The organism is Actinoplanes oryzae, assembly GCF_030757795.1.
GTDB lineage: Bacteria > Actinomycetota > Actinomycetes > Mycobacteriales > Micromonosporaceae > Actinoplanes.
Window position 1 is genome coordinate 20,077 of sequence record NZ_JAUQWH010000011.1, and the last position, 22,314, is coordinate 42,390.

Consider the following 22,314-nt stretch of genomic DNA (forward strand, 5'->3'; position numbering starts at 1 on the left):
CGACCACGGGTGCACCGGCCGTCGCACCGTGTCCCCGATCCGCACCACGCGCCGGTGCGGATCGCCCTGCAGCACCTCGACGTCCGCCATGCCCGGACGGTAGACCGCTCGCGCCCCCGCCGCAGCGCTATTAGCGTGCGTGATTCACGCAGCATCTCCTGGATGCCCGGCGGCCCCGACTGATCGCGAAAACTTCACGGCGGAGCGCACAACGGATCGTGGCCCCGATGGCATTGAAGGGCGGGACACCGGAGATCGGCGAAGGGACCGGGATGCGGTTCGAGGAGTTCACGGCGGCTCGGCTGCCCGCACTGTTGCGGTACGCCGCGGCGCTGTGCGGGGACAGCGGCGAGGCCGACGACGTGGTGCAGGAGGCGCTCACCCGGGCGCTGGTGCGGTGGAAGCGGATCGGGGACCTCGCCGAGCCGTACGCCTACGTGCGGACGATGGTCACCAACGAGTTCCTGGCCCGCAAGCGTCGCCGGCGCTTCCTGCTGGTGCCGCTGGATCGGCACGACCCGCCGGCGCGGCCGCCCGTACGCGCTGATCCCGAGGTCTGGGCGTGGCTCGCCGGACTGCCACGCCAGCAGCGGGTCGTCCTGGTCCTGCGGTACTACGAGGGGCTGAGCGACGACGAGATCGCCGAGGTGCTGGGCTGCCGTCCCGGCACGGTCCGGGGGTACGCCAGCCGGGCGCTCGCCAGCCTCCGCGTCACGCACACCACGGAAGGAGTCCAGGCATGACCGGCATCGACGAAGTGGTGCGCACGATCGAGATCCGCGCCGCGCAGGCCTCCGACGGTGCGGGCCTGACCGAGCGGGTCCTGGCCGGGGCGGCGAGGGTCAGGCGCCGTCGGCAGTGGGCCGCCGTGGCGGCCGCCGCGACCGTGGTGCTGGGAGCGGCGGCCGCGTTTCCGGTCACCGCCCGGCTGCGCGCCGACCACGCGCCGCCCACCACGCCGCAGCCGGTCACGGTGTCGACGCCGCCCTCCCGCGAACCCGTGCCGACGCCCTCCGCGCCGACGCCCTCCGTGGCGACGTCCTTCGTGCCGACGCCGGCCCCGGGGCACTATCGGGACCTCGGTCAGCTGACTGTGGCGCCGGCGGGCGGGTCCGCGTACACCTGGCGGCGCGGGACCAGCGGCGCCCTGCAGTGGATGGTGCCCTTCACGACGAGCAGCAAGGGAGACACCTGCTGCGCCGCGATGGTGCGGGTCTACGACCCCGGCATGTACGACGCCAGGGACCTGCGGCGCGGGGAGCAGGTGCGGGTCGCCGGGCATGCGGCGTGGTTCGGCACCACGACCGTCACCGCGCCGACCGAGCCGCCGGAGATCAGGAGCGATTCCGTGGGCGACTTCGAGGTGCCCACGCTCGGCTGGCAGGACAAGTCCGGCGCCTGGGTGACCGTCATCAACGGCCAGGACGCCCCGGAGCAGTTCCGCACCAAGGGCGGCGCGCTCCGGGCGGAGATGTTCGCCATCGCCGCCGACGTCCGGCTGACCGCCCCCGAGGATCCGCTGGTGCCGATGCACTTCCGGAAGATCCCGGGCGACCTGCCGATGTCGTTCTCCTACGCCGACGACCGGGAGTTTCAGGACGGGCAGCAGGCCACGCTCGGCTTCGGCGGCGACACGGGCGTCCCGCAGCTCTACCTGGGCGGTTCGTCGACGACCGGCGCCCGGGCACCGCTGGAGATCAGCGCGTGGACGGCGACGACGACGCCGTGGACCGAGCTGCGCGACCAGGCGACACCGGCCGGCAAGGTGGCGGGGCATCCGGCCTGGGTCGCCGAGGGGCCGGACGGCGAGAGCATCCTGCTGGTCGAGGCCGGCACCTGCGGCATCGAGGTCAAGGCCCCGGACCCGGACGACATCGCCCTCGCCGACCGGAAGGCGATGTTCTCCGGCGCCACGTTCGACAGGTGTGACTCGACGGCGACCTGGACGCGGCCGCTCAACTGAGCGCCGCGACCGTCTCACGCCCGCGAAAAACGGGGAGGCGGCGCGCATCCGAGCCGGCCGGCGGTCTCACTCGCCGTGCCAGGAGTGCCAGAGGGCAGCGTAGGGGCCGCCCGCGCGGAGGAGGTCGTCGTGGCTGCCCAGCTCGATGATGCGGCCGGCGTCCATCACGGCGACGCGGTCGGCGTCGTGGGAGGTCTGGAGGCGGTGGGCGATGGCGATCACCGTGCGGTCGTGCAGGACCGCCGCCAGGGCTCGCTCGGCGGTGCGGGCCGCGCGCGGGTCGAGCAGGGCGGTGGCCTCGTCGAGGATCACCGTGTGGGGGTCGGCGAGCAGGACGCGGGCCAGGGCGAGCTGCTGGGCCTGGCCGCCGTCGGGCGGGTGCTCGCCCAGGTCGGCGTCGAGGTCGTCGGCCCAGTCGGCGCCGACGGTCTTGAGGGCGCGGCGCAGCGCGTCGTCGGGGGCGGGCACCATGAGGTTCTCCCGCAGGGTCGAGCGGAAGACGTGGTGGTCCTGGGTGACCAGCACGACCTGGCGGCGCAGCTCGTCCGGGGGCAGGTCGGCGACGGGCACGCCGCCCACGGTGACCGTGCCCGCGCCGGGGCGGTCGACGCCGGCGATGAGGCGGGCGAGGGTGGACTTGCCCGCGCCGGACAGGCCCACGACGGCGAGGCGCTCACCCGGGCGGACGGTCAGGTCGACGTCGCGGAGCACGTCCGGCCCCGGCCCGTACGCGTAGCGCACGCCCCGCACCTCGATGCGGTCACCGGCCGGCGCGCCGATCGCCCGGGGCGGCTCGGCGGGCACGGCGGCCAGGCCCTCGACCCGGGCGAAGGAGGCGCTGCTGCTCTGCAACTGCTCGATCCAGATCATGATGCTGTCGAGCGGGCCGACGATCTGGCGCAGGTAGAGGATCGCCGCGGCGACCGTGCCGAGCGTGACCGAGCCGCGGAAGTAGAGGGCGCCGCCGACGGCCATGATGAGGACGACCGGCAGCACGTAGGACATCTCCACCATCGGGAAGAACATCGTGCGCAGCCGCAGCGTCGCCATCCGGGTGCGCCGGGTCTCCGCCAGCGCCGCGTGCCCGGCGGCCAGGCGCTGCTCGCGCAGGTGGAAGGCCTCGACCGTGCGGGCGCCCGCGGTCGTGGCGGCGAGCTCCTCGGCCATGACGGAGTTGGCCTCGCCCTCGGTGAGATAGGCCGCCCGGGCGCGGCGCAGGTACCACCGGGTGATGAACCAGATGCCGGTGAAGCCGACCAGGCCCACCGCGCCGAGCGGCGGGCTGAGGACCAGCACGGCGACGGCGATCAGCACCAGCTGCACGAAGCCGACGAGCAGCTCGGGCAGCACGTCGCGCAGGGTGGTGGCGACCGCGTCGACGTCGGTGGTGCCGCGGGCGGTGAGGTCGCCGGTGGGCACGCGCTCGATGACCGACGCGGGCAGGCCCAGCGACCGGCGCAGGAAGCCCTCGCGGATGCGGGCGGCGGTGCGCTCGCCGAAGCGGTAGCCCATCCGCAGCGCGTAGCGGGACACGACCGTGCGGACGACCGCGCAGGTCAGCACGGCGACGGCCAGGCGGTCGACGCCGGCGGCGCCCTCGCCCGCGGCGACGGCGTCGATGATCCGGCCGAGCAGCCAGGGCCCGCCGAGCGCGGCGACGGCGGCCAGCGCGTTGAGCGCCATCATGACGGCGACGGCCCGGCGGTCGGCGGCGATCAGCCGGCCGGCGGCCCGCACGACCTGCCGGGTGCCGGCGACGGGCAGCGTGGTGCTCATCGGTCCTCCTCCCCGAACACGCGCGCGACCAGGCGCCGATAGCCCGGGGCGGCGCCGAGCAGCTCGCGGTGCGTCCCGCTGGCGGCCACCCGCCCGTCGACCAGGTAGTGCACCACGTCGGCGCGGTCGAGCAGGGCCGGGGACGTGGTGGCGACGACGGTGGCGCGCCCGGCCCGGGCCGCGGGCAGCCGCCCGGCGATGGCCGCCTCGGTGTGGGCGTCGAGGGCGGAGGTGGGCTCGGGCAGCAGGAGCGTCTCCGGCTCCTGGTGGAACGCGCGGGCGAGGCGGACGCGCTGCCGCTGGCCGCCCGAGAGGTTGCGGCCGGCCCACTCGACCGGGTGCTCCGGCGCGCCGATGTCGTGGGCGGCCGCGGCGGCGATCGCCGCGTCGAAGCGCCCGGGCGGCGCGGCGCCGGTCACCACGTCGAGCAGGGAGCCGGCGAAGAGGCCGGCGTCGTGCTCGGCGACCAGGATGCGCGCGCGGACCTCGTCGCGGGAGATGCTGTCGAGCCGGACGCCGCCCCAGGTGGCGTCGGTCGGCCCGTAGCGTCCGAGCCGCTCGAGCACCGCGGCGGCATCGGCCGGGCGGGCCCCGGCGAGCGCGGTCAGGCGGCCGGGCTCCGCGACGACGCCGGAGGCCGGGTCGTGCAGCGCGGCGGGTCCGGCCGGCCCGGGCTGCCCGGCGACCGGCTCGGGCGGCAGGGCCAGGAAGGCGATCACGTGCCGGGCCGCCACCAGCCCGCGCGTGATGTCGAAGCCGCAGAAGATCAGCACGTTGACCGGGATGGTCAGCATGGCCGTGTAGCCGTAGACCGCGACCAGCTCCCCCGCCGTCAGCTCGCCCGCCGCCGCCTGCCGCGCCGCCAGCCAGACCACGACGCCGAGGAAGATGCCGGGCAGCCCCTCGCCGAGCGCGCCGACCCAGCTGCTCGAGCGCCCCACCCGGTAGCCCAGCTCCCGCAGCTCGGCGGAGCTGCGCCGGAACGCCTCCAGGTGCCCCTCCTTGCCGCCCAGCCCGTTGAGGATGCGCAGGCCGCCGAGCACGTCGACCAGCTGCGCCGCCAGGTCACCCTGCCGCCGGCGATAGCGCGACGCGGCCGCCTGCACGCGCGCGAGCAGCGGGGCCAGGACCAGCCCCAGCACCGGTACGCCCGCCAGCACCACCACGGCCAGCAGCGGCGACGTCCGGAACAGCAGCACCGCCACCGTCACATAGGCCAGGACGCTCGCGACCCCGACGCCGCCCACGTTCATCGCCCGGCCGACGGTCCACACGTCGGCGATGCCGATGGTCACCACCTCGCCGGAGGTGACCCGCCGGGGCAGGGCCGCACCGAGCCGCGTGGCGTGGGCCAGGACCGCCTCGGCCGTGTGCAGGGCGGCGCCCAGCCGCAGCTTGGTCATCGACCGGTGGCGCATGATGCCCAGCCCGGCGCTCGACAGGCCGACCACCAGCACCACCGCGATCCAGGCGGCGAGGGCCCCGGGGTCGCGCGGGGCGAGGCCCCGATCGATCGCCTGGGCGATCAGCCACGGCGTGAAGGCCAGGCTGACGTACCACAGCGTGCCGAACATGGCGCCGAGCAGCACCCGGCCGCGCAGCTGCCGGCCGAGCGCCCAGAGGAAGCGTGCGGGTCCCCGTGTGTCCACGGGGACCACTCTGCCAACCTCCCCCTACGTCAGGACAAAGCAATATGGGGCGCCCGAAAGCCGCGGACCAGCAGGAACGTCGCGAGAGTGGCGGAAGTCACACTCTTACGGCCGGCGCGAGGCTCCGCGCGGCCGCCACGATCGCCTCCTCCGGATCACGCGGCGACCACCCCAGCACGCGGCGCGCCTTCTCGTTCGAGGTGCGCTTCGCGAAGCCGAGCTCGGGGGCGAAGGCCCGGAACTCCGGATTCACCAGCGCCGCCGCGCGGACGACGACGTTCGGCACCGTACGCGTGGGCACCTTCGCCGCCGCCGCGCCGAGCCGGGTCCGGATCGTCGCGCCGATGTCCTTCAGCTCCCGGGCCGGCCCGTTGGAGAGCAGGAAGCGCTCCCCCGCCGCGGCCGGGACCGTCATCGCGAGCACGTGCGCGCGGGCCACGTCCCGGACGTCCACGATCGGCAGGAACAGGTGCGGGAACCCGGGCATCGCCCCGGCCAGCATGCGCTGCACGACGTGGTTGGCCCCGGACACCTCGCCGCCCAGCACGGGTCCCAGCACCGCGACCGGCAGGAGCGTGACCAGCTCCATCGGGGTCCCCGCGACGAAGTCCCAGGCGGCCCGCTCGGCCAGGGTCTTGCTCTTCGCGTACGCGTCCACGCCCGGCCCGTCCAGCACGGTCCAGTCGGCCTCGGTGAACACGTGGTCCGACCGCGGATGACCCCAGCCCACGGCATGGAACGCCGAGGTGAGCACCACCCGGCGGACGCCGGCGTCCCGGGCGGCGCGGAGCACCCGCAGCGCGCCCTCCCGCGCCGGCACGATCACGTCGTCCTCGTTCTCGACGTGCCCGGGGCGCACCGGCGACGCCACGTGCAGCACGACGTCGACGCCGGCCACCGCCTCGGGCCAGCCCTCGTCCCGGGTCAGGTCCGCCGCGACGAAGCTCAGGCGGGGATCGTCACCCAGCACCGAGCGTACGGAGGCCTCCCGCGACAGGGAGCGGACAGTGGTACGAACGTCGTGTCCCGCGTCGAGCAGCTGAAGAATGCAGTGCCCCGCGATGAACCCGGATCCCCCGGTGACCAGAATGTGCATATGAGTAACTGTCGGCGCCACCGCGGAAACCAGGCAGTACCGCCTCGATCCTGGTAGTCCGGCTACCTTGAAGTGTGACCACGAACCCGCTGGGCGACTTTCTCCGGGCCCGCCGCGAGCTGGTGACCCCGGCGCAGGCCGGCATCACCGCCGCCGGGGTGCGCCGCGTGCCCGGGCTGCGGCGTGAGGAGGTCGCCATGCTCGCCGGCATCAGCAACGAGTACTACCTCCGCCTCGAGCAGGGGCGCTACCGTAACCCGTCGGCGCAGGTGCTCGAGGCCGTGGCCCGCGTGCTGCGGCTCGACGAGGCGAGCGTCGCGTACCTCCTCGCGCTGGCCGGCGAGCGGAAGCCCCGGCACGCGAGCCCCGAGACCGTGCCCGACGGCGTCCGCAAGATGGTCGGCGCGCTGCCCCTGCCCGCCTTCGTCGAGGGCCGCCACCTCGACGTGCTGCTCGCCAACCCGCTCGCGACGGCCCTGTCGCCCCGGCTGGCCGAGGGGGGCAACCGGCTGCTCGACGTGTTCCTCGACCCGGGCGAACGCGACCTCTTCGTCGACTGGGAGCTCGCCACGACGGGCATCGTCGCCGCGTTCCGCCAGTCGGTGGGCACCCGCGCCGACGACCCCCGCTGCGTGGAGCTGGTCGACCGGCTCTCCCGCGAGAGCCCCCGCTTCCGCCGGCTCTGGGGCCGCCACGACATCGGCGGCCGGCAGGGTGCGGTCCTGCGCTTGCGGCACCCGCTCGTCGGCGACCTCCGGCTCAACCGGGAGAAACTGATCGTCGCCGAGGCCCAGCACCTGACCGTCGCCGTCTACCACGCCGACCCCGGCACCGAGGACGCCGACAAACTGACGCTGCTGGCGTCCGTACCACAAAGACCAGAAGAACCTTCACGACCGGAACGGTGACCGGCGCCCGCCCGCGCGTGCAGCATCTCTGCAACATGGACGTAACGCGGAGGTGCGGTCGTGAGGAAGCATGTCGTCGCCGCGGGGCTGGCCGTGGTGCTCGCCGCCGGTGCCGCCGGGTGCGAGAAAGACACCGCGGGCGGGCGTACGGAATCGGGTGACGTCGCCTATCCGGCCAAGACGCTGCAGCTCATGGTGCCGGCCGCGCCCGGGGGCGGGTGGGACCTGACCGCGCGGACGATGCAGAAGGCCCTGACCGACGCCAAGCTGGCCGGGGGCGAGGCCGTCGAGGTCTACAACGTCACCGGCGCGGCCGGGACGATCGGGCTGGCGCAGCTGGTGTCCAAGAACGCCGGTGACGCGCACCACCTGATGGTCATGGGCCTGGTGATGGTCGGCGGCGTGGTCGCCAACAAGTCGCCGGTCACGCTCGACCAGGTGACGCCGATCGCCACGCTGACCGCCGAGCAGGAGATCGTGGTCGTCCCGGCGAGCTCGAAATATCGGACTCTCCGCCAGCTGCTCGACGACGCCAAGGCGGACCCCGCGTCGATCAGCTGGGGCGGCGGCTCCGCGGGCGGCACCGACCAGATTCTCGTCGGACTGCTGGGCAAGGCGGCCGGCGCGGATCCGGCGGCGATGAAATACGTCGCCTATTCCGGCGGCGGCGAGGCCAAGGCGGCCCTGCTCTCGGGGGATCTGACCGCGGCGGTGTCCGGCCAGAGCGAGTTCAAGGACCTGGTGGCCTCCGGCAAGGTGCGCGCGCTCGCGGTTTCCGGCGCGACGGGCGTCGATGTGGGCGCTGGGGCGCCGGCCACCACCATCAAGGAGCAGGGGTACGACGTCGAGCTCATGAATTGGCGCGGCGTCGTCGCCCCGCCCGGCCTCGACGCGCCGACCGAGAAAGCAGTCGCGTCCTTCGTCGACAAGCTGCACTCGTCCCCGCAATGGCAGACGGCGCTTCAGCAACAGGGCTGGGAGGACTTCTACCGGAGCGGGGACGAGGCGAAGGCGTACTTCAAGAGCGAGAACCAGCGCATCACCACGGTGCTGACCGAGATCGGGCTCGGCTGAATGGAGACCCGCCTGCGCACCGGCGGCGTGGTTCTCGGCGCGGTGCTCGTCCTCGCCGGGGTGGGATTGACGTGGTCGGCGCTCGCGGCGGCCGACGGTGACCTCGGCCTGCAGAGTCCGCGCCTGGCCCCGGTGGTCGTCGCGGTGGCGTGGGCCGGCGTCGCGGCGGCGTACCTGGTCTCGCAATTCCGCGCCGCCGGCGACGAACCGGAGGAAAGGCCGCACTGGTGGGGCCCGGCCGGGGTCGCCGCGAGCCTGGCCGGATTCGCGATCGCCCTCGAGTACGCCGGATTCGTCGTCTCCGCCGCCGCCTTCGTCCTCGTGGTCGCCCGCGTCCTCGGCAGCCGCAATCCGCTGCGCGACGCGGCGGTGGCCGTGCTGTTGCCGGTGGCGATCTATTTCGCCTTCACGCGGCTGCTCGACATCTTCCTGCCCGCGGGGGTGCTGCCGCTGTGACCGTCTTCGGCGATCTGCTGTCCGGCTTCGGCACGGTGCTCAGCCCGCAATACCTGCTGTACGCGGCCGCCGGCGTCACCCTCGGCACCTTCGTCGGCGTGCTGCCCGGCATCGGCCCGGCGCTCACCATCGCCCTGCTGCTGCCCGTGACATTCAGCCTCGACGATCCGATCGGGACGTTCATCATGTTCGCCGGCATCTACTACGGCGCCATGTACGGCGGCTCGACCACGTCGATCCTGCTCAACACCCCGGGCGAATCGGCCTCCGTGGCGACCGCGATCGAGGGCCACCAGATGGCCCGCCGCGGACGCGCCAAGGCGGCCCTCGCCACGGCGGCCATCGGCTCCTTCGTGGCGGGCACGATCTCCACCCTGTTGCTCAGCCTGCTCGCCCAGCCGGTGGCCCGGCTCGCCACGACCTTCCGGGCGGCGGACTACTTCGCGCTGGCCCTGCTCGCGATGGTCGCCGTGACGGCCCTGGTGGGACGATCGATCGTACGCGGGCTGATGTCCCTGATCCTCGGCCTGTTCCTGGGTCTGGTCGGCATCGACGCGCTCACCGGCCAGGCCCGTTTCACCTTCGGCACCATGGAACTGCTCGAAGGCGTCGACGTCGTCGTGGTCATCGTCGGCCTCTTCGCCATCGGCGAGACCCTCCATGTCGCGAGCCGCCCGCTGCCCGCTCGCCTCGCACCGGTCACCCCCGGAAAGTCGCCGTGGCTCAGCCGCGACGACTGGCGCCGCTCGTGGGGCCCGTGGTTGCGGGGCACGGCACTCGGATTCCCGTTCGGCGCCCTGCCCTCCGGCGGTGCCGACGTGCCGACCTTCCTGTCGTACACCTGGGAGAAGCACCGCGCCGCCCATCGCGCCGAATTCGGCAAGGGCGCGATCGAAGGGGTCGCCGGCCCGGAAGCCGCCAACAACGCGGCCTTCTCCGGCGTCCTCGTCCCGTTGCTGACGCTCGGCATCCCGACCTCCGCGACGGCCGCGGTCATGCTGGCGGCCTTCCAGATCTTCAACCTCCAGCCGGGCCCGCAGTTGTTCGACACCTCGCCCGAACTGGTGTGGGCCCTGATCGCCTCCTTGTACGTCGGAAACGTCCTGCTGCTCGTCCTGAACCTGCCGCTCATCCGCGTCTGGGTCAAGGTGCTGCAGATCCCGCGGCCGATCCTCTACGCCGGCATCCTCGTCTTCGCCACCCTGGGCGTCTACGCGGCGACGGGCAGCGTCAACCAGGTCTTCCTGGCGTACGCCATCGGGGTCATCGGCTTCGGCATGCGCCATTTCGACTTCCCCATCGCCCCGGTCATTCTCGGCCTCATCCTCGGCCCGATGATGGAGGTCCAGTTCCGCCGGGCCCTCCTGGTGGCCAACGGCGACCTGACCACCTTCGTGGACCGGCCGCTGACCGCTGCGCTGCTGACGCTGGCGGTCCTCGCCTTCGTCGTGCCGTACCTGCCGCGCATCATCGCCCGCCTCCGCGGCCGCCCGGCCGAGGAGGAACCGAGGAAGCTCGTCTTCGCCGAGGACGACTGAGCCGGTTGTGTCATACCCCTGTGCCAGCATGACGGCATGCGGCACGTGACGGACGAGGAGCGGCGGGCCCGGCTGGCCACGCGGCATGCGCTGGCGCCCGGGCACCGGGTCACGACGGCGGAGGATGTCGTGCGGGCCATGACGGTGCTGCACGCGACCGAGCCGGCGACGGTTTACCTCTCCAGCTGGGCGCGGGCGACGGGCCTGACGGCGGGCGACGTGACGGCGGCGCTGCAGGAGGACCGGGCGGTGGTCAAGCAGCTGGCCATGCGGCGGACGCTGTTCGTGTTTCCGCGGGATCTGGTGGCGGCGGCGTGGGGCGGGCCGGCGGCGCGGGTGGCGCGCAACGAGCGGGTCGCCATCGTCAAGGACGTGGTCAAGGCGGGGATCGACGCGGACGGCGAGGGGTGGCTCGACCGGGCCCGGGAGCAGGTGCTCGACGTGCTGGCCGCGGCGCCGGAGGGGCTGACCGCGGCGGAGGTGCGGCGGGCCGTACCGATGATCGATGTGAAGGTGGCGGTGACGCCCGGGGTGAGCTGGACGGCGTCCCGGATCCTCACGCAGCTCGGGGCCTCGGGTGAGGTGATGCGCGGCGCCAACACGGGCGGGTGGCACACGTCGCGGCCACGCTGGACGCTGACGCGGCACTGGCTGGGTGCGGATCCCGAGCCCGCGAAGGCGGAGGAGGGCTATCGGGAGATCGTGCGGCGGTGGCTGCGCACCTTCGGCCCGGGGACCGAGGACGACCTGGTGTGGTGGCTGGGGTCGACCAAGACGACCGTCCGCACGGCCCTGACCGAGCTCGACGCGGTCGCCGTGACGCTGGACGGCGGCCGGACGGGATGGGTGCTGCCGGACGACGTGGCCGAGCCGGCCGGCCCGGGCGACTGGGCGGCGCTGCTGCCGGTCCTGGACCCGACCGTCATGGGCTGGAAGGAGCGCGACTTCTACCTCGGGCCGCACCGGGACCCGCTGTTCGACCGCAGCGGCAACGCCGGGTCCACCGCCTGGGTGGACGGGCGGGTCGTCGGGTGCTGGGTCCAGGACGCCGCCGGGGTGGTCGAGGTGCGGCTGCTCGAGCGGGTCTCCGCCCGGGCCCGGCGCGCGCTCGACGACGAGGCCGCGCGGCTGACCGCCTGGCTGGCCGGCTTCCGGGTGCCGTCCGTCTACGCCTCCCCCGCCATGCGGGCCCCGTAGGGTCCGTTTCGGACGCGGCCTGGTTCCGACGCCCCGTCCGAACCGCGGACCCTAGCCGGAACGGCCGGTCCCGTCGGCCGATCCCGATCTGGCCCGCACCCGGCCTAGCCTGCCGGAATGGCGGTCGGGACGGACACGGCGATGTGGCACGCGGCCATGCTCGCGTGGATCCTCGCCGTGCCCCTGTGGCCGATCACGAAGTTCGTGGTCGTCGTCGCGCACGAGGGCGGGCACGCCATGGCCGCCGTCGCGCTGTTGCGAGCCGTCCGCAAGATCACCTTTACCCGGGACGGGCAGGGCGGCACCCTGCACGAGATCCCGTTCTGGCCGCTCAGCATCGTGATCGCGGCAGCGGGCTACGCGGGGCCTTCGCTGTTCGGCCTGTTCGCCGCGTGGCTTCTGTTGCACACCGAGCCGGTCATGGTGCTGTGGGCCAGCATGGCTTTCCTGGTGCTGATGCTGCCGACGCTGCGGGGACTGATCGGCTGGCTGATCGTGCCCGCGCTGCTGGTGGTCCTCTTCCAGGTGACCACGAAGGCGCGGGAGGAGCACTTGATGCTGGCCGCCTACGTGTGGGTCTGGCTCCTGCTCATCGGTGCCGTGCAGCGGATGATCCTGCACGCCACGCGCGGGGACTGGACGGTCAAGGAGAACGACACGACCCGGCTCAGCGAGCTCACTCTCGTCCCGTCGGCGGTGTGGAGCTTCGTGCTGCTGGCCGGCACGATCGGCGCGCTGGTGTGGGGCGGGTCGCTGCTGTTGCGGATGCCCGCGTAGGACCCGCCCCCGGCTGTCAGCTCAGCCGAGCAGCTCCGGGCGCTCCCACTTCTCGCCGCGGACGTGCTGGGCCAGGAAGGCGAACACCGTCTCGTACCAGGCTCGTACGTTGCCGGGCTTGAGGATCCAGTGGTTCTCGTCCGGGAAGTAGAGGAACTTGTGCCGCTCCGGGTGCTCGCCCGACTGCAGTTCCCACCACAGCCGCAGCCCCTCGCCGATCGGGACGCGGTAGTCCTTGTCGCCGTGGATGACCAGCATCGGGGTGGTGATCGAGGCGGCCGAGCGGTGCGGGGAGTGGGCCAGCGTCATCTCGGGGGTCATCTCGCGCGTCCAGTAGTACGAGGCGTCGGTCGTGCCCGAGAACTGGTCCAGCGCCCACAGCGACGCGTGCGTGACGATCGCCCGGAAGCGGTCGGTGTGCCCGGCGACCCAGTTGGCCATGTAGCCGCCGAAGGAGCCACCCATGGCGGCCGTGCGGGTGGCGTCGATGTCGGCCCGGGCCTCGGCGGCGTCGGTCAGGCTCAGCAGGTCGGTGTAGGGCGCCGCGCCCCAGGCGCCCCAGCCGCGGCGGATGAACGCGGTGCCGTAGCCGGTGGACAGGGCGGGGTCCGGGAGCAGGACCGCGTAGCCGCGCTGCACGGCCAGCCACGGGTTCCAGCGCCAGGACCAGGCGTTCCACGAGCTCTGCGGGCCGCCGTGGATCCACAGCAGCAACGGGACGGGTGCCTCCGCGCTCGCCTCGTGCGGCAGCGCGATCCAGGCGCGTACGGGTGTGCCGTCGGCGGCGGTCGTGGTGATCTCCTCGAGCCGTCCGGGGACGGTGACCGGCTCGGCGGGCCCCGGCAGGTGCGTCACCTCGGGGGCACCGCTCAGCGCCACGCGTACCGGGGCGGGCGGGCTGTCGATCGCCGAGCGCAACGCGTACGCCCAGCGCCCGTCCGGCGAGACCACGACGTCGGAGTACGCGCCCTCGTCCGGCGTCAGCCGCGTGACCTCCCCGGTGCCCGCGTCGACGCGCCACAGCGGCGAGCGGCCGAGGTCGTCGGCGGCCGTGACCAGCGCGGCGCCGTCGGGCGTCCACCGTGGCCGGCCGGGCAGCCTGTCCCAGCCGGCGGTGAGGTCGCGGGCCGGGCCGCCGGCCAGCGGCACCAGCGCCAGCCACGAGTCGCCGGGCTCCCCGGGGGTGGACCGGCGCTGCGCGAGAAAGGCGACCTGCGTGCCGTCGGGCGAGATGCGCGGCGCCTCGTAGTCGTGGCCGGGGTCGTCCGCAAGCGTGCGCCGCTCCCCCGACTCGGTGTCGATCGCCACGAGGGTGACCCGTCGCGAGCCGCCGGCCTCCGGGACGCTCCAGGTGGTGACGACGGTACGCCCGTCCGGCGCGAGGTCCCACCGGCTGGTGTCGTCCAGGGCCGAGCCCGCGTGCCCGGTGAGGTCGCGCAGCTCCAGCCGCTCCGCGACGCCGGCGACCAGCAGCCGGGTGCGGTCGGGTCCCAGGTCGTGGTCCCAGTAGCGCACGGGGAACTCCTCGTGCAGGATCGCCGAGACGCCCGCCTCCTTGCGCCCGGTGCGCGCCTCCGCGTCCGCCTCGGTGCTCGCCGCCGCCGGCAGCAGGGCCGACCCGAGCAGGACCGTCCCGTCGCCGGCGACGACGACCTGCCGCACGCCGCCGCGCGGCGCGGCCACCACCTGGGCGTCACCGCCGCCGGCCGGCAGCGACCACAGCGCGGATCCCGGCTCCTCGGCGTCGTCGCCGGGCCGCGGCCGCGCGGACACGAAGAGCAGGTCCCCGGCGGGGGTGAAGGCGGCCGCCGACTCGCCCTTGTCGCTGCGGGTCAGCCGGCGCGCCGGGCGGGTGCCCCCGGGGTCGACCTCCCAGAGCGCGGTGACGTACGACGAGTTGTCCTTGGCGGGCGTGCCCACTGCCACGACGAGGCGGTGCCCGTCCGGGGACAGGTGCAGCCCTTCGAGGCGGGGCAGACGTACGTACGCGTCCAGATCGTTGAAGGGGTTCACCCGCCATTCCTATCACCGGCACGGGCGGCGAGGTGGTCCCTGACGGCCGGATCGGTCGCGAGCGCCGCCGCGGTCCGGTAGGCCTCGGCCGCCTTGGCGGGACGGTCCGCCCTGGCGAGCAGGTCCGCGCGGACGGCGTGATAGGGCTGGAACGACGCCACCTGTGCCGCGTCGAGTGTGGCGAGTTCGGTCAGGCCGGCGTCCGGCCCGTCGGTGCGCCCGGTCACGGCGGCCAGCGCGACCCGGCTGCCCAGGCTGGGCGCCACCCGCACCAGCGCCGTGTAGAGCACCCGCAGCGCCGCCCAGTCCACGACCCCGGTGCGGGCCCGGTCGCAGTGCACGGCCTGGATCGCGGCCTCCAGCTGGAAACGCCCGGGCGGCCCGCTGCCGGCCCGGCGCAGGAGCAGGCCGCCTTCCACGATCAACTGCGCATCCCACGTACGCGGGTCCTGCCGCTCGATCGGGACATAGCGCTCGCCCCGGCCGCCCGCCCGGGCCAGCGACAGCGTGATCAATGAGGCCAGCCCCCACGCCTCGGGTTCGGTGCCGAGCAGCGCCGCCAGGGTGACCGCGAGGTACTGCGCCTCCCCGTCGCCCTGGTCCCAGGTGAGGGCGTGGCAGCCGTACACCGCTTCGAGCACGGCCGGCAGCCGCGCGGGCATCGCCTGCCGGTCGGGCACCGTGAACGGGATCCGGGCGTCGCGGATCTTGCGCTTGGCCCGGACCAGCCGCTGCGCCATGGCGGCGGGTGGCACGGCGAAGGCGGTGGCGATCCGGGCGGCCTCGAAGCCCAGCACGGTCTGCAACATCAGCGGCGTACGCGCGGCGGCGTCGATGGCGGGGTGCGCGCAGACGAAGAGCAGGCGCAGGCGCTCGTCGGGGATCGCGTCCGGGTCGAGGTCGTCGATCGGCGTCACCGCGTCGTGCCCGGCGGCGTCTTCCAGGGGTGCGCTCGTGCGGTGCGCGGCCGACTTCCACACGTCGCGGATCCGGTTGCGGGCCACGGTCAGCAGCCACCCCTCGGGATTGGCGGGCACGCCGGCGCCCGGCCAGGTGCTCAGCGCCCGCTCGAAGGCCCCCGCGAGGGCGTCCTCGGCGAGCGCCAGGTCCCCGGCCGGCGCGGCGAGCAGGGCGACGAGGCGTCCGTACGCGGTGCGGGCCACCCGCTCGGCGGCAGCCCGCGCCGCGTCGCCGCTCATGCGTTGGGGCGCCAGACGCCGTCGGCCACGTACATGGCGCCCGGCCGGATCTCGACCGTGCCCCAGGTCGCGGCCGGCACCTGGCCCGCCCACTCGATCGCCGCGTCGAGGTCGGGCACGTCGATGACGAAGGTGCCGCCGAGCTGCTCCTTCGTGTCGGCGAACGGCCCGTCCTGGATCCGCAGCTCCCCGCCCGCCCGGCTGACGGTGGTGCTGCCCGCCGAGGGCTGCAGCACCTCGGCGGCGATCAGCACGCCCGCCTGGTGCAGCGTCGCCGTGTAGTCGGTCATGGCGCGCCGCCCCTCGGCCATCGCCTCGGCGCCGAGCGTCTCGTCGGTCTGCTCGGTGTAGTGCATCAGCAGCGTGTAGCGCATGTCGTCATCCTCCTCGGTGTGGGCCTTCCACCACGATGACGACCCGGCATGCCGCCGATCGACACGTCCCCCGGATCAGATCACCCTGAGGGTGACCTCGACGTTGCCCCGGGTGGCGTTGCTGTAGGGGCAGACCTGGTGCGCAGCCTCGAGCAGCTGCTGCGCGGTCTCCCGGTCGAGGCCGGGGGCGTGCAGGTCCAGCTCGACGCTCAGGCCGAACCGGTTCTCCCCGATCGACCCGATGCCGACGCGGGTGGTGATCTCGGTGTTGTCGATGCTGACCTTGGCCCGCCGCGCGACGCCCTTGAGCGCGGAGTGGAAGCAGGCCGCATAGCCGGCGGCGAACAGCTGCTCGGGGTTGGTGGCGCCGCCGGGGCCGCCCATCTCCTTGGGGATGCGGACGTCGAGGTCGAGCTGGCCGTCGTCGGTCCGGGTGTGACCGTTGCGGCCGTCACCGGAGGCGGTGGCGACAGCGGTGTAGATCGCCTGCATGGCGGACTCCTTCGCTCGAGGCTAACTATCGTTCACGATAGTATCGTGTAAGACATGACTGCCTCGCTGCGGCTCGACGATCAGCTGTGCTTCTCGCTCTACACGGCCAGCCGCCTGGTCACCCGGGCATACGCGCCCCTGCTGGCCGACCTGGGCCTGACCTACCCGCAATACACGGCGATGCTGGCGCTGTGGGAGGCCGGCACCCCGCTGACCGTCGGCGAGCTCGGCGCCCGCCTGCACATGGAGAACGGCACGCTCACCCCGCTGCTCAAGCGGCTCGAGACGGCCGGCCTGATCGACCGCGTCCGCGACAGCGCCGACGAGCGCCGCGTCCTGCTGACCCTCACGCCCGCCGGCACGCAGCTGCGCGCCCGGGCGTGCGACATCCCCGGCAGCATCAGCCGGCGCTACGGCGGCGACCCGGAGCGGATCGCCGCCCTCAAGCAGGTGCTCGACCTGCTGGTCGACACCCTCGACCGGGAGTGACCGTCACCCGGCCCGCGGCCGGGCCGGGTGATCGCTCGACCGGACCGGCCGTCACTCTGCCCGCGGCCAGGCCGACTGATCGCTCGACCGGGCCGACCGTCACCCGGCTCGCGGCCAGCCCGGCTGGCCGCTCGACCGGACCGGCCGTCACTCGGCGCGCGGCCAGGCCGACTGGTCGCGGACCCGGGCCGGCTTCAGCGACGTCAGGATCCGCAGGGCGTCCTTGACCGTGACGCCCTTGCCGACCCCCTGGAACTCGGCGAAGTGATCGGGGTCGAGCACCATCACGCAGTTCGCGATCTGCTCGTCACAGGTGATCCGCTGACCCGCGTCGCGCTCGGCGCTGCCCTTCGGGGTGCCCGTCCAGACCCGCAGCAGCCCGCCGGGCAGGCTGTCGTCGACCGGGCCGGCCTGCTCCTCGCGGGTCAGCGGGCCGTCATGGAGCACCACCTGCGAGACGACGTCGGACATGCCCTCGGCGTTCTGCGTCACGCCCACCGTCTGCCAGCCGCCGGGCAGCCAGCCGAAGGTGTACGGCATCCGCAGCGGGCGCCCGGCCGCCGGGCTGACCCCGGCGACGATCGCCAGCGTGTCCGCGCGCGTCAACGGGTCGCGGACCTGGCCCGGCAGGAAGGTCGCCCAGGCGTCGTCGGCGTACTCCCAGGCGACGGCCGTCCGGGTGTACTTGAGCTGGGGCAGGTCACGGGCGGCCGCCTGGTCGCCGTCCTTGCGACCCGCCAGCCACTTCTTCATGGCGTCCTGATCCGGCAGCGCGTACGTCAGATCCCGGACCAGCGCCCGGGAGCCGCCCACGTCCACGGTGGAGACGGGACCGTACGCGGTGGTGAACTCGCCCTTCGCCCCGAACATCGCCGGGTCGTAGACGCCCGGCCGGTAGACGGTGATCGTCGCGTCCGCGAGCGGGTACTCCTCGTCGTCGACCCCGATCACGTAGCCGTCGCGGTAGACGGGCAGCACCTGGTAGCCCGCCGTCACCTGGTTCACCGGGCCGACCTGGTACTTCCCGATCCGGAACGACGCGAGGGCGGCCGCGAAGCCCGCCGGCTGGGTGAACACCTTGCGGGCGACGGGCGGGGTCGTGACCGTGGCGGCGGGCGGGGCCGGGGGCGCGCTCCGCGGCGTACCCGTCAAGCCTGTCACCAGCGCGACCACGACGGCGGCCGCACCGCCCGCCCCCGCGACCGCGGCCGTCCGGCGCCGCCGCCGGATCCGGTGCGCACCCGCGATGATGTCGTCCGTGCTGGTCCGCGGCGCGGGCGCGCCGTGCTGGACGGCCTCAAACACGTCCTCGACCCGAAAGGACACGGTCCGCTCCCTCCTGCAGCTCGTCGTCGGCCAGGACCGCCCGCAGCGTGTCCAGCCCCCTGCTCGTCTGGCTCTTCACCGTGCCCTCGGTGCAGCCGAGCACCTCGGCCGTCTCCTCGACACTCAGCCCCTCCAGGAACCGCAGCACCAGCGCGGCCCGCTGCCGGGGCGGCACCTGCCGCAACGCCGCCCGCAGCCGCAACCGCTCGTCGACGTCCGCCGACGGATCCGGCCCGGCGACGTCCGGGAACGCGTCACCGGCCGACCGCTCGCGCCGCCACGGCCGGCGCTTCTCCCCGATCGCCGCGCGGACGACCATGGTGCGCGCGTACGCGTCCGGGGAGGCCACCTTGCCCCAGCGCAGGTAGAGCCGGGAGAGCGACCCCGCGACCGCGTCCTCGGCGGCCTGCCAGTCGCCGCAGGTGACGTACGCCAGCGCGCGCAGCGACGGGAACCTGGCGCTCACGAACTCCCGGAAAGCCTCCTCGGCCTCGGCGTCCACTCGGTCGTGCTCCTCTCGTCGAGTGCTAGAGGAGTGGCGACCCCCGTCAGGTTGCAGTGATTCCGAGAAAAGACGGGCAACCGATCGCCCGGAAGAGACCGCACCGGCCCACGATGTCGCGCGGTGATGCTGCGGGACGCTGATCCGCTCTTGAATCGGCGCCCTCAGGCTTCCGATCCTTCGTTCGGGAGACGAACCACCTCACGGTGCTGACGATTGTGCGCCGAACCGTGGCCTCGTCGGCACGGATCACCCACCGCTCACAGGGCGCCGGCGCGGATGGCGAAGGCGATGACGTGGGGGCGGTTGTGCAGGCCGTAGCGATGCATCACGTCGCCGACGCACTTGATGACGGTGCGGCGGCTGCAGCCCAGCTCGGCGGCGATCTCCTCGGTGTCGAGGCCGTTCGCGACGTGGCGGAGGACGGTCGTCTCGCGCTCGGTCAGCTCGCAGGCCGGCTCGCCGTCCGCGGCCATCCACTGGCCGGCCGGCGCCGGGGGTATGGCCGGGGAGGCTGCCGGGGTCGTGCCGCGCGGCGCCCCGGCGGACGTGGCGCGGGAGGGCATCGCCGGGAGTGCGGCCCGGGCTGACGCCGGCGGGCGGTGGCGCCCCGATGCCGGGCCGGCGAGGCGAGCGGCCGGTTGGGCGCGGCGGCGGGCGGCGGCCTCGGCGACCGTGTGCAGGTACTGCGCGTAGAGCTGGGAGGCCGTCGGACGGGCCGCGCTCCGGGCTGCGGCGGCCACGACGGCGCCCAGGCCGCGGGCGGTGACCGCGGCCTTGGGGAGCGCGACGACGACATGACGGCGGGCGGCCGGCTCGGCCTGCTCCGCGGTCAGCTCGGGGGTGACCATCACCACCGGGAGGCCGGCGGGGGCCTCGCCGAGGACCGCGGCGGGATCGGTGTCCACGACGAGGACGGCGACCTGGGCCCGCTCCGGGCGCTCGGTGACGGTCGCCCCCGCGGCGGTGAGGACCGCGCGCGCACCGGCGAGATCCAGCTTGTCCTGCGCCCGGACCACGACCCGCACCTCGCCCCCCGTGGCCGGCGCTCCGCCCGGGAGCCGGGCCTGGCCGGCCTGCCACGGGTCGCGGCCCGCCGGATCCGCCTGCACCATCCCTACCGGACTCCGCACGTGCTCGCTCCCCCTCGATCGATCCACCGGCCCCGTGACGCAGTCGGCGATGATCCGGCGGGTAGCTGCTTACTTGGAAGATCAGTAACTGGTCAGCCCCGGCACATCACTGCTCACACCCCACTCAACCGGTCAAGTCCGGCAGGGGTCCTCGCCGCGCTCAGCGGGCCGCCGGACGGCCGGCCGGTCCGGTGCCGGGCTCCTCCGCCGCCAGTGCCCGGTGCTCGGCCCGCAGCTGGTCGAGCGCCCGGTCGCGGCCCGGCGGGCACACCTCGTCGAGCGCCGCCCACGCCTGGGCGAGCGCCCGCCGCAGCTCCGCCGTCCGCGCCCGGTGCTGCACCAGCAACTGCTCACGCAGCGCCACGAGCCGCCGCTGCCACCCCTCGGCCACGGCCCGCCGCCGGGCCGCCTCGCCCTCCCGCTCCGGCTCGCGCTGCTCCGGCACCGGGGCGCGCCCCTGCTCCCGCACCGCGACACGCTGCTCGACCGGCAACCCGGCGCGCTGCCCATCCGGCAACCCGGCGCGCTGCCCATCCGGCAACTCGACGCGCTGCTCATCCGGCGACCGGGCGCGCTGCGGCTCGGGCAACGGCACGCCGGACCGGTCGAGCATCGCGACCGGGACCAGCGCCGCGACCGCCCGGCCGCCCTCCGTGAGCACCGTCACCTGCCCGGTCAGCCCGGCCATGCGGGCGAGCGGCACCAGCCGGGCCCGCGCCTCCTGCACGGACAGCTCGTGCCGGGCCCCGGGCAGCGGAGATCCCGATGCGGACGAAGGACCGGAGGGTGTCGCGGGCTGCGCCATACCGGTCATCATGCGCCGGGGGTACGACACTTTTCCGCGACCGGACGTAATCAAGATCACGGTGGGACGGTATGTGGAATCCCCGGGGGGCGCCTTTAGGTTCACGCGGGAAGAAGAACGAATCCGTTGCGTGAGAGAAGACCGTTCCATGGACACGCGTTCCGACGCGGTGGTGCTGTTCGGCGTCACCGGCGACCTGGTCGCCAAGAAGCTCTTCCCGGCCCTCTACGAGCTCGCCCGCCGCGACCGGCTGACCGGCCCGGTGATCGGCGTCGCCCGCTCACCCTGGGACGACCAGCAGCTGATCGCCGCGGCGCGCAAGGCCGTCGTGGAGACGGGCCGCCCGATCGACGAGGACGCCTTCGAGGCGCTGGCGGGCCGGTTCCGGATGCTGTCCGGCGACTATGCCGCCCCCGAGACGTACGAGCGTCTCGCCGACGCCCTGCGCGACGCGCAGGCGCCGCTGTTCTACCTGGCGATCCCGCCCGCGGTGTTCGAGCCGGTCGTGCATGGCATCGCCGGCGCCGGGCTGGCCGGGCGCGGCCGGGTCGTCGTCGAGAAGCCGTTCGGGCACGACCTGGCGTCGTCGGCCGAGCTGGCCGCCACGCTGAACGGCGCGTTCGCCGCGGACCGGATCTTCCGCATCGACCACTACCTCGGCAAGGAGGCCGTCGAGGGCATCGCGGCGCTGCGCTTCGGCAACCGGGTGCTCGAGCCGCTGTGGAGCGCCGAGCACATCGCCAACGTGCAGGTCACGCTGGCCGAGAGCTTCGGCACCCAGGGCCGCGCCGGCTTCTACGACAAGGTCGGCGCCGTCCGCGACGTCCTGCAGAACCACGTCCTGCAGGTGGTCGCCCTGCTCGCGATGGAGCCGCCGGCGTCCCCGGAGGGCTTCCGCGAGGCCGAGGTGGCGGTGCTGGAGAAGACGGCGCCGATGGACCCGGCGACGACGGTGCTGGGTCAGTACGCCGGCTACCGCGACGAGCCGGGCGTGGCCGAGGGCTCGCGCACGGAGACGTACGTGGCCACGACGCTCGCGATCGACACCCCGCGCTGGGCCGGCGTGCCGTTCCACCTGCGCACCGGCAAGCTGCTGCCGGCTACGGCGACCGAGGTCGTCATCGAGTTCAAGCAGCCGTCGCACAGCCTGGTGCCGGCCACGAACCCGGAGCCCAACCTGCTGCGCCTGCGCCTGGGCAAGAAGGACGGCATCACGCTGAGCCTGCAGGCCAAGCAGCCGGGTGCCGAGGTCGTCACGACGCCCGTGGCGCTGGCGGCCGGCTTCGACGACGTCTTCGGCGCGCGCCGGGAGGCGTACGAGCGGCTGCTCGACGACGCCATGGACGGCAGCCACCTGCGCTTCGCCCACGAGGAGACGATCGCGCAGGAGTGGCGGATCGTCGGGCCGGTGCTGGACTCGGCGAGCGAGCCGCACCCGTACGAGGAGGGGTCGTGGGGTCCCGAGGCCGCCGACCGCCTCGCCGGCGCCTGGCACCTGCCGACCGCCTGACGCCGAACCGCCCGGCGCGCCCACACGCCTGACAACG

General features: G+C 74.1%; 21 protein-coding genes. 10 read left to right on the forward strand and 11 right to left on the reverse strand.

Going from position 1 to position 22,314, the window contains the following annotated elements; translation table 11 throughout:
• The first annotated feature begins 227 nt into the window (after nucleotides 1-227).
• Both RBH18_RS06060 and RBH18_RS06065 read left to right on the forward strand, forming a co-directional pair.
• The gene (locus tag RBH18_RS06060; RefSeq protein WP_306204946.1) at nucleotides 228-743 is read left to right on the forward strand and encodes a SigE family RNA polymerase sigma factor; all 516 of its coding nucleotides are present in this window, start codon (nucleotides 228-230) and stop codon (nucleotides 741-743) included.
• Entirely contained in the window at nucleotides 740-1,963 is a 1,224-nt protein-coding gene (locus RBH18_RS06065) for a hypothetical protein (RefSeq protein WP_306204947.1), read from the forward strand. Before RBH18_RS06060 ends, RBH18_RS06065 begins: the two co-directional genes overlap by 4 nt.
• Nucleotides 1,964-2,029: 66 nt before the next feature.
• On the opposite strand, the gene RBH18_RS06070 is transcribed toward RBH18_RS06065, so the two are convergent.
• From RBH18_RS06070 to RBH18_RS06080, 3 genes are all read right to left on the reverse strand, one after another.
• Nucleotides 2,030-3,739, reverse strand: a complete 1,710-nt coding sequence (locus RBH18_RS06070; protein WP_306204948.1) for an ABC transporter ATP-binding protein — start codon at nucleotides 3,737-3,739, stop codon at nucleotides 2,030-2,032.
• A complete protein-coding gene (locus RBH18_RS06075) occupies nucleotides 3,736-5,313 on the reverse strand; it encodes an ABC transporter transmembrane domain-containing protein (protein WP_306205015.1) in 1,578 nt (525 codons plus the stop codon). Before RBH18_RS06075 ends, RBH18_RS06070 begins: the two co-directional genes overlap by 4 nt.
• A gap of 172 nt (nucleotides 5,314-5,485) precedes the next feature.
• The gene (locus RBH18_RS06080) at nucleotides 5,486-6,484 is read right to left on the reverse strand and encodes an SDR family oxidoreductase (RefSeq protein ID WP_306204949.1); all 999 of its coding nucleotides are present in this window, start codon (nucleotides 6,482-6,484) and stop codon (nucleotides 5,486-5,488) included.
• A gap of 74 nt (nucleotides 6,485-6,558) precedes the next feature.
• Here RBH18_RS06080 and RBH18_RS06085 point away from each other — a divergent pair, with 74 nt between their 5' ends.
• The 6 genes from RBH18_RS06085 to RBH18_RS06110 all read left to right on the forward strand — a co-directional run bounded on the left by RBH18_RS06085 (nucleotide 6,559) and on the right by RBH18_RS06110 (nucleotide 12,434).
• Nucleotides 6,559-7,392, forward strand: a complete 834-nt coding sequence (locus RBH18_RS06085; RefSeq protein WP_306204950.1) for a helix-turn-helix domain-containing protein — start codon at nucleotides 6,559-6,561, stop codon at nucleotides 7,390-7,392.
• Nucleotides 7,393-7,452: 60 nt separating this feature from the next.
• Nucleotides 7,453-8,466, forward strand: coding sequence for a Bug family tripartite tricarboxylate transporter substrate binding protein (locus RBH18_RS06090; RefSeq protein WP_306204951.1), 1,014 nt, complete (start codon nucleotides 7,453-7,455; stop codon nucleotides 8,464-8,466).
• Nucleotides 8,467-8,922 (forward strand): tripartite tricarboxylate transporter TctB family protein, encoded by a 456-nt coding sequence (locus tag RBH18_RS06095; RefSeq protein ID WP_306204952.1) that lies wholly within the window; start codon nucleotides 8,467-8,469, stop codon nucleotides 8,920-8,922.
• The gene (locus RBH18_RS06100; RefSeq protein ID WP_306204953.1) at nucleotides 8,919-10,460 is read left to right on the forward strand and encodes a tripartite tricarboxylate transporter permease; all 1,542 of its coding nucleotides are present in this window, start codon (nucleotides 8,919-8,921) and stop codon (nucleotides 10,458-10,460) included. The genes RBH18_RS06095 and RBH18_RS06100 overlap by 4 nt, the downstream gene beginning before the upstream one ends.
• Nucleotides 10,461-10,496: 36 nt before the next feature.
• Nucleotides 10,497-11,657 (forward strand): winged helix DNA-binding domain-containing protein, encoded by a 1,161-nt coding sequence (locus tag RBH18_RS06105; protein WP_306204954.1) that lies wholly within the window; start codon nucleotides 10,497-10,499, stop codon nucleotides 11,655-11,657.
• A 117-nt stretch (nucleotides 11,658-11,774) separates the two neighbouring features.
• On the forward strand, nucleotides 11,775-12,434 hold the full coding sequence (locus tag RBH18_RS06110; RefSeq protein ID WP_306204955.1) for a M50 family metallopeptidase: 660 nt from the start codon (nucleotides 11,775-11,777) through the stop codon (nucleotides 12,432-12,434).
• A gap of 21 nt (nucleotides 12,435-12,455) precedes the next feature.
• On the opposite strand, the gene RBH18_RS06115 is transcribed toward RBH18_RS06110, so the two are convergent.
• The 4 genes from RBH18_RS06115 to RBH18_RS06130 all read right to left on the reverse strand — a co-directional run bounded on the left by RBH18_RS06115 (nucleotide 12,456) and on the right by RBH18_RS06130 (nucleotide 16,512).
• Entirely contained in the window at nucleotides 12,456-14,447 is a 1,992-nt protein-coding gene (locus RBH18_RS06115; protein WP_306204956.1) for a S9 family peptidase, read from the reverse strand.
• Nucleotides 14,444-15,646 (reverse strand): RNA polymerase sigma factor, encoded by a 1,203-nt coding sequence (locus RBH18_RS06120; protein WP_306204957.1) that lies wholly within the window; start codon nucleotides 15,644-15,646, stop codon nucleotides 14,444-14,446. The genes RBH18_RS06115 and RBH18_RS06120 overlap by 4 nt, the downstream gene beginning before the upstream one ends.
• Nucleotides 15,643-16,020 (reverse strand): YciI family protein, encoded by a 378-nt coding sequence (locus RBH18_RS06125; RefSeq protein ID WP_306204958.1) that lies wholly within the window; start codon nucleotides 16,018-16,020, stop codon nucleotides 15,643-15,645. Before RBH18_RS06125 ends, RBH18_RS06120 begins: the two co-directional genes overlap by 4 nt.
• Before the next feature lie 75 nt (nucleotides 16,021-16,095).
• The gene (locus RBH18_RS06130) at nucleotides 16,096-16,512 is read right to left on the reverse strand and encodes an organic hydroperoxide resistance protein (RefSeq protein WP_306204959.1); all 417 of its coding nucleotides are present in this window, start codon (nucleotides 16,510-16,512) and stop codon (nucleotides 16,096-16,098) included.
• A 54-nt stretch (nucleotides 16,513-16,566) separates the two neighbouring features.
• Between RBH18_RS06130 and RBH18_RS06135 the strand changes: the two genes are divergently transcribed.
• The gene (locus tag RBH18_RS06135) at nucleotides 16,567-17,001 is read left to right on the forward strand and encodes a MarR family winged helix-turn-helix transcriptional regulator (protein ID WP_306204960.1); all 435 of its coding nucleotides are present in this window, start codon (nucleotides 16,567-16,569) and stop codon (nucleotides 16,999-17,001) included.
• Nucleotides 17,002-17,148: 147 nt separating this feature from the next.
• On the opposite strand, the gene RBH18_RS06140 is transcribed toward RBH18_RS06135, so the two are convergent.
• The 4 genes from RBH18_RS06140 to RBH18_RS06155 all read right to left on the reverse strand — a co-directional run bounded on the left by RBH18_RS06140 (nucleotide 17,149) and on the right by RBH18_RS06155 (nucleotide 20,779).
• Complete coding sequence (locus tag RBH18_RS06140; protein WP_306204961.1) at nucleotides 17,149-18,327, reverse strand: hypothetical protein; 1,179 nt, start codon at nucleotides 18,325-18,327, stop codon at nucleotides 17,149-17,151.
• On the reverse strand, nucleotides 18,299-18,829 hold the full coding sequence (locus RBH18_RS06145; protein WP_306204962.1) for a SigE family RNA polymerase sigma factor: 531 nt from the start codon (nucleotides 18,827-18,829) through the stop codon (nucleotides 18,299-18,301). Before RBH18_RS06145 ends, RBH18_RS06140 begins: the two co-directional genes overlap by 29 nt.
• A 260-nt stretch (nucleotides 18,830-19,089) precedes the next feature.
• Nucleotides 19,090-19,962 carry a helix-turn-helix transcriptional regulator gene (locus tag RBH18_RS06150; RefSeq protein WP_306204963.1) on the reverse strand — a complete coding sequence of 291 codons (873 nt, stop codon included), beginning with the start codon at nucleotides 19,960-19,962 and terminating at the stop codon, nucleotides 19,090-19,092.
• Nucleotides 19,963-20,122: 160 nt separating this feature from the next.
• Complete coding sequence (locus RBH18_RS06155) at nucleotides 20,123-20,779, reverse strand: hypothetical protein (protein WP_306204964.1); 657 nt, start codon at nucleotides 20,777-20,779, stop codon at nucleotides 20,123-20,125.
• Nucleotides 20,780-20,915: 136 nt separating this feature from the next.
• Here RBH18_RS06155 and zwf point away from each other — a divergent pair, with 136 nt between their 5' ends.
• On the forward strand, nucleotides 20,916-22,277 hold the full coding sequence (gene zwf / locus RBH18_RS06160; protein ID WP_306204965.1) for a glucose-6-phosphate dehydrogenase: 1,362 nt from the start codon (nucleotides 20,916-20,918) through the stop codon (nucleotides 22,275-22,277).
• Nucleotides 22,278-22,314 lie beyond the last annotated feature (37 nt).

Bases quoted from the DNA above. Each gene is read 5' to 3' on its own strand.
- zwf (WP_306204965.1), top strand. From the start codon at position 20,916: ATGGACACGCGTTCCGACGCGGTGGTGCTGTTCGGCGTCACCGGCGAC.
- RBH18_RS06060 (WP_306204946.1), top strand. From the start codon at position 228: ATGGCATTGAAGGGCGGGACACCGGAGATCGGCGAAGGGACCGGGATG.
- RBH18_RS06120 (WP_306204957.1), bottom strand. From the start codon at position 15,646: ATGAGCGGCGACGCGGCGCGGGCTGCCGCCGAGCGGGTGGCCCGCACC.
- RBH18_RS06130 (WP_306204959.1), bottom strand. From the start codon at position 16,512: ATGCAGGCGATCTACACCGCTGTCGCCACCGCCTCCGGTGACGGCCGC.
- RBH18_RS06065 (WP_306204947.1), top strand. From the start codon at position 740: ATGACCGGCATCGACGAAGTGGTGCGCACGATCGAGATCCGCGCCGCG.
- RBH18_RS06080 (WP_306204949.1), bottom strand. From the start codon at position 6,484: ATGCACATTCTGGTCACCGGGGGATCCGGGTTCATCGCGGGGCACTGC.
- RBH18_RS06095 (WP_306204952.1), top strand. From the start codon at position 8,467: ATGGAGACCCGCCTGCGCACCGGCGGCGTGGTTCTCGGCGCGGTGCTC.
- RBH18_RS06075 (WP_306205015.1), bottom strand. From the start codon at position 5,313: ATGTTCGGCACGCTGTGGTACGTCAGCCTGGCCTTCACGCCGTGGCTG.
- RBH18_RS06155 (WP_306204964.1), bottom strand. From the start codon at position 20,779: ATGATGACCGGTATGGCGCAGCCCGCGACACCCTCCGGTCCTTCGTCC.
- RBH18_RS06135 (WP_306204960.1), top strand. From the start codon at position 16,567: ATGACTGCCTCGCTGCGGCTCGACGATCAGCTGTGCTTCTCGCTCTAC.
- RBH18_RS06125 (WP_306204958.1), bottom strand. From the start codon at position 16,020: ATGCGCTACACGCTGCTGATGCACTACACCGAGCAGACCGACGAGACG.
- RBH18_RS06105 (WP_306204954.1), top strand. From the start codon at position 10,497: ATGCGGCACGTGACGGACGAGGAGCGGCGGGCCCGGCTGGCCACGCGG.
- RBH18_RS06070 (WP_306204948.1), bottom strand. From the start codon at position 3,739: ATGAGCACCACGCTGCCCGTCGCCGGCACCCGGCAGGTCGTGCGGGCC.
- RBH18_RS06110 (WP_306204955.1), top strand. From the start codon at position 11,775: ATGGCGGTCGGGACGGACACGGCGATGTGGCACGCGGCCATGCTCGCG.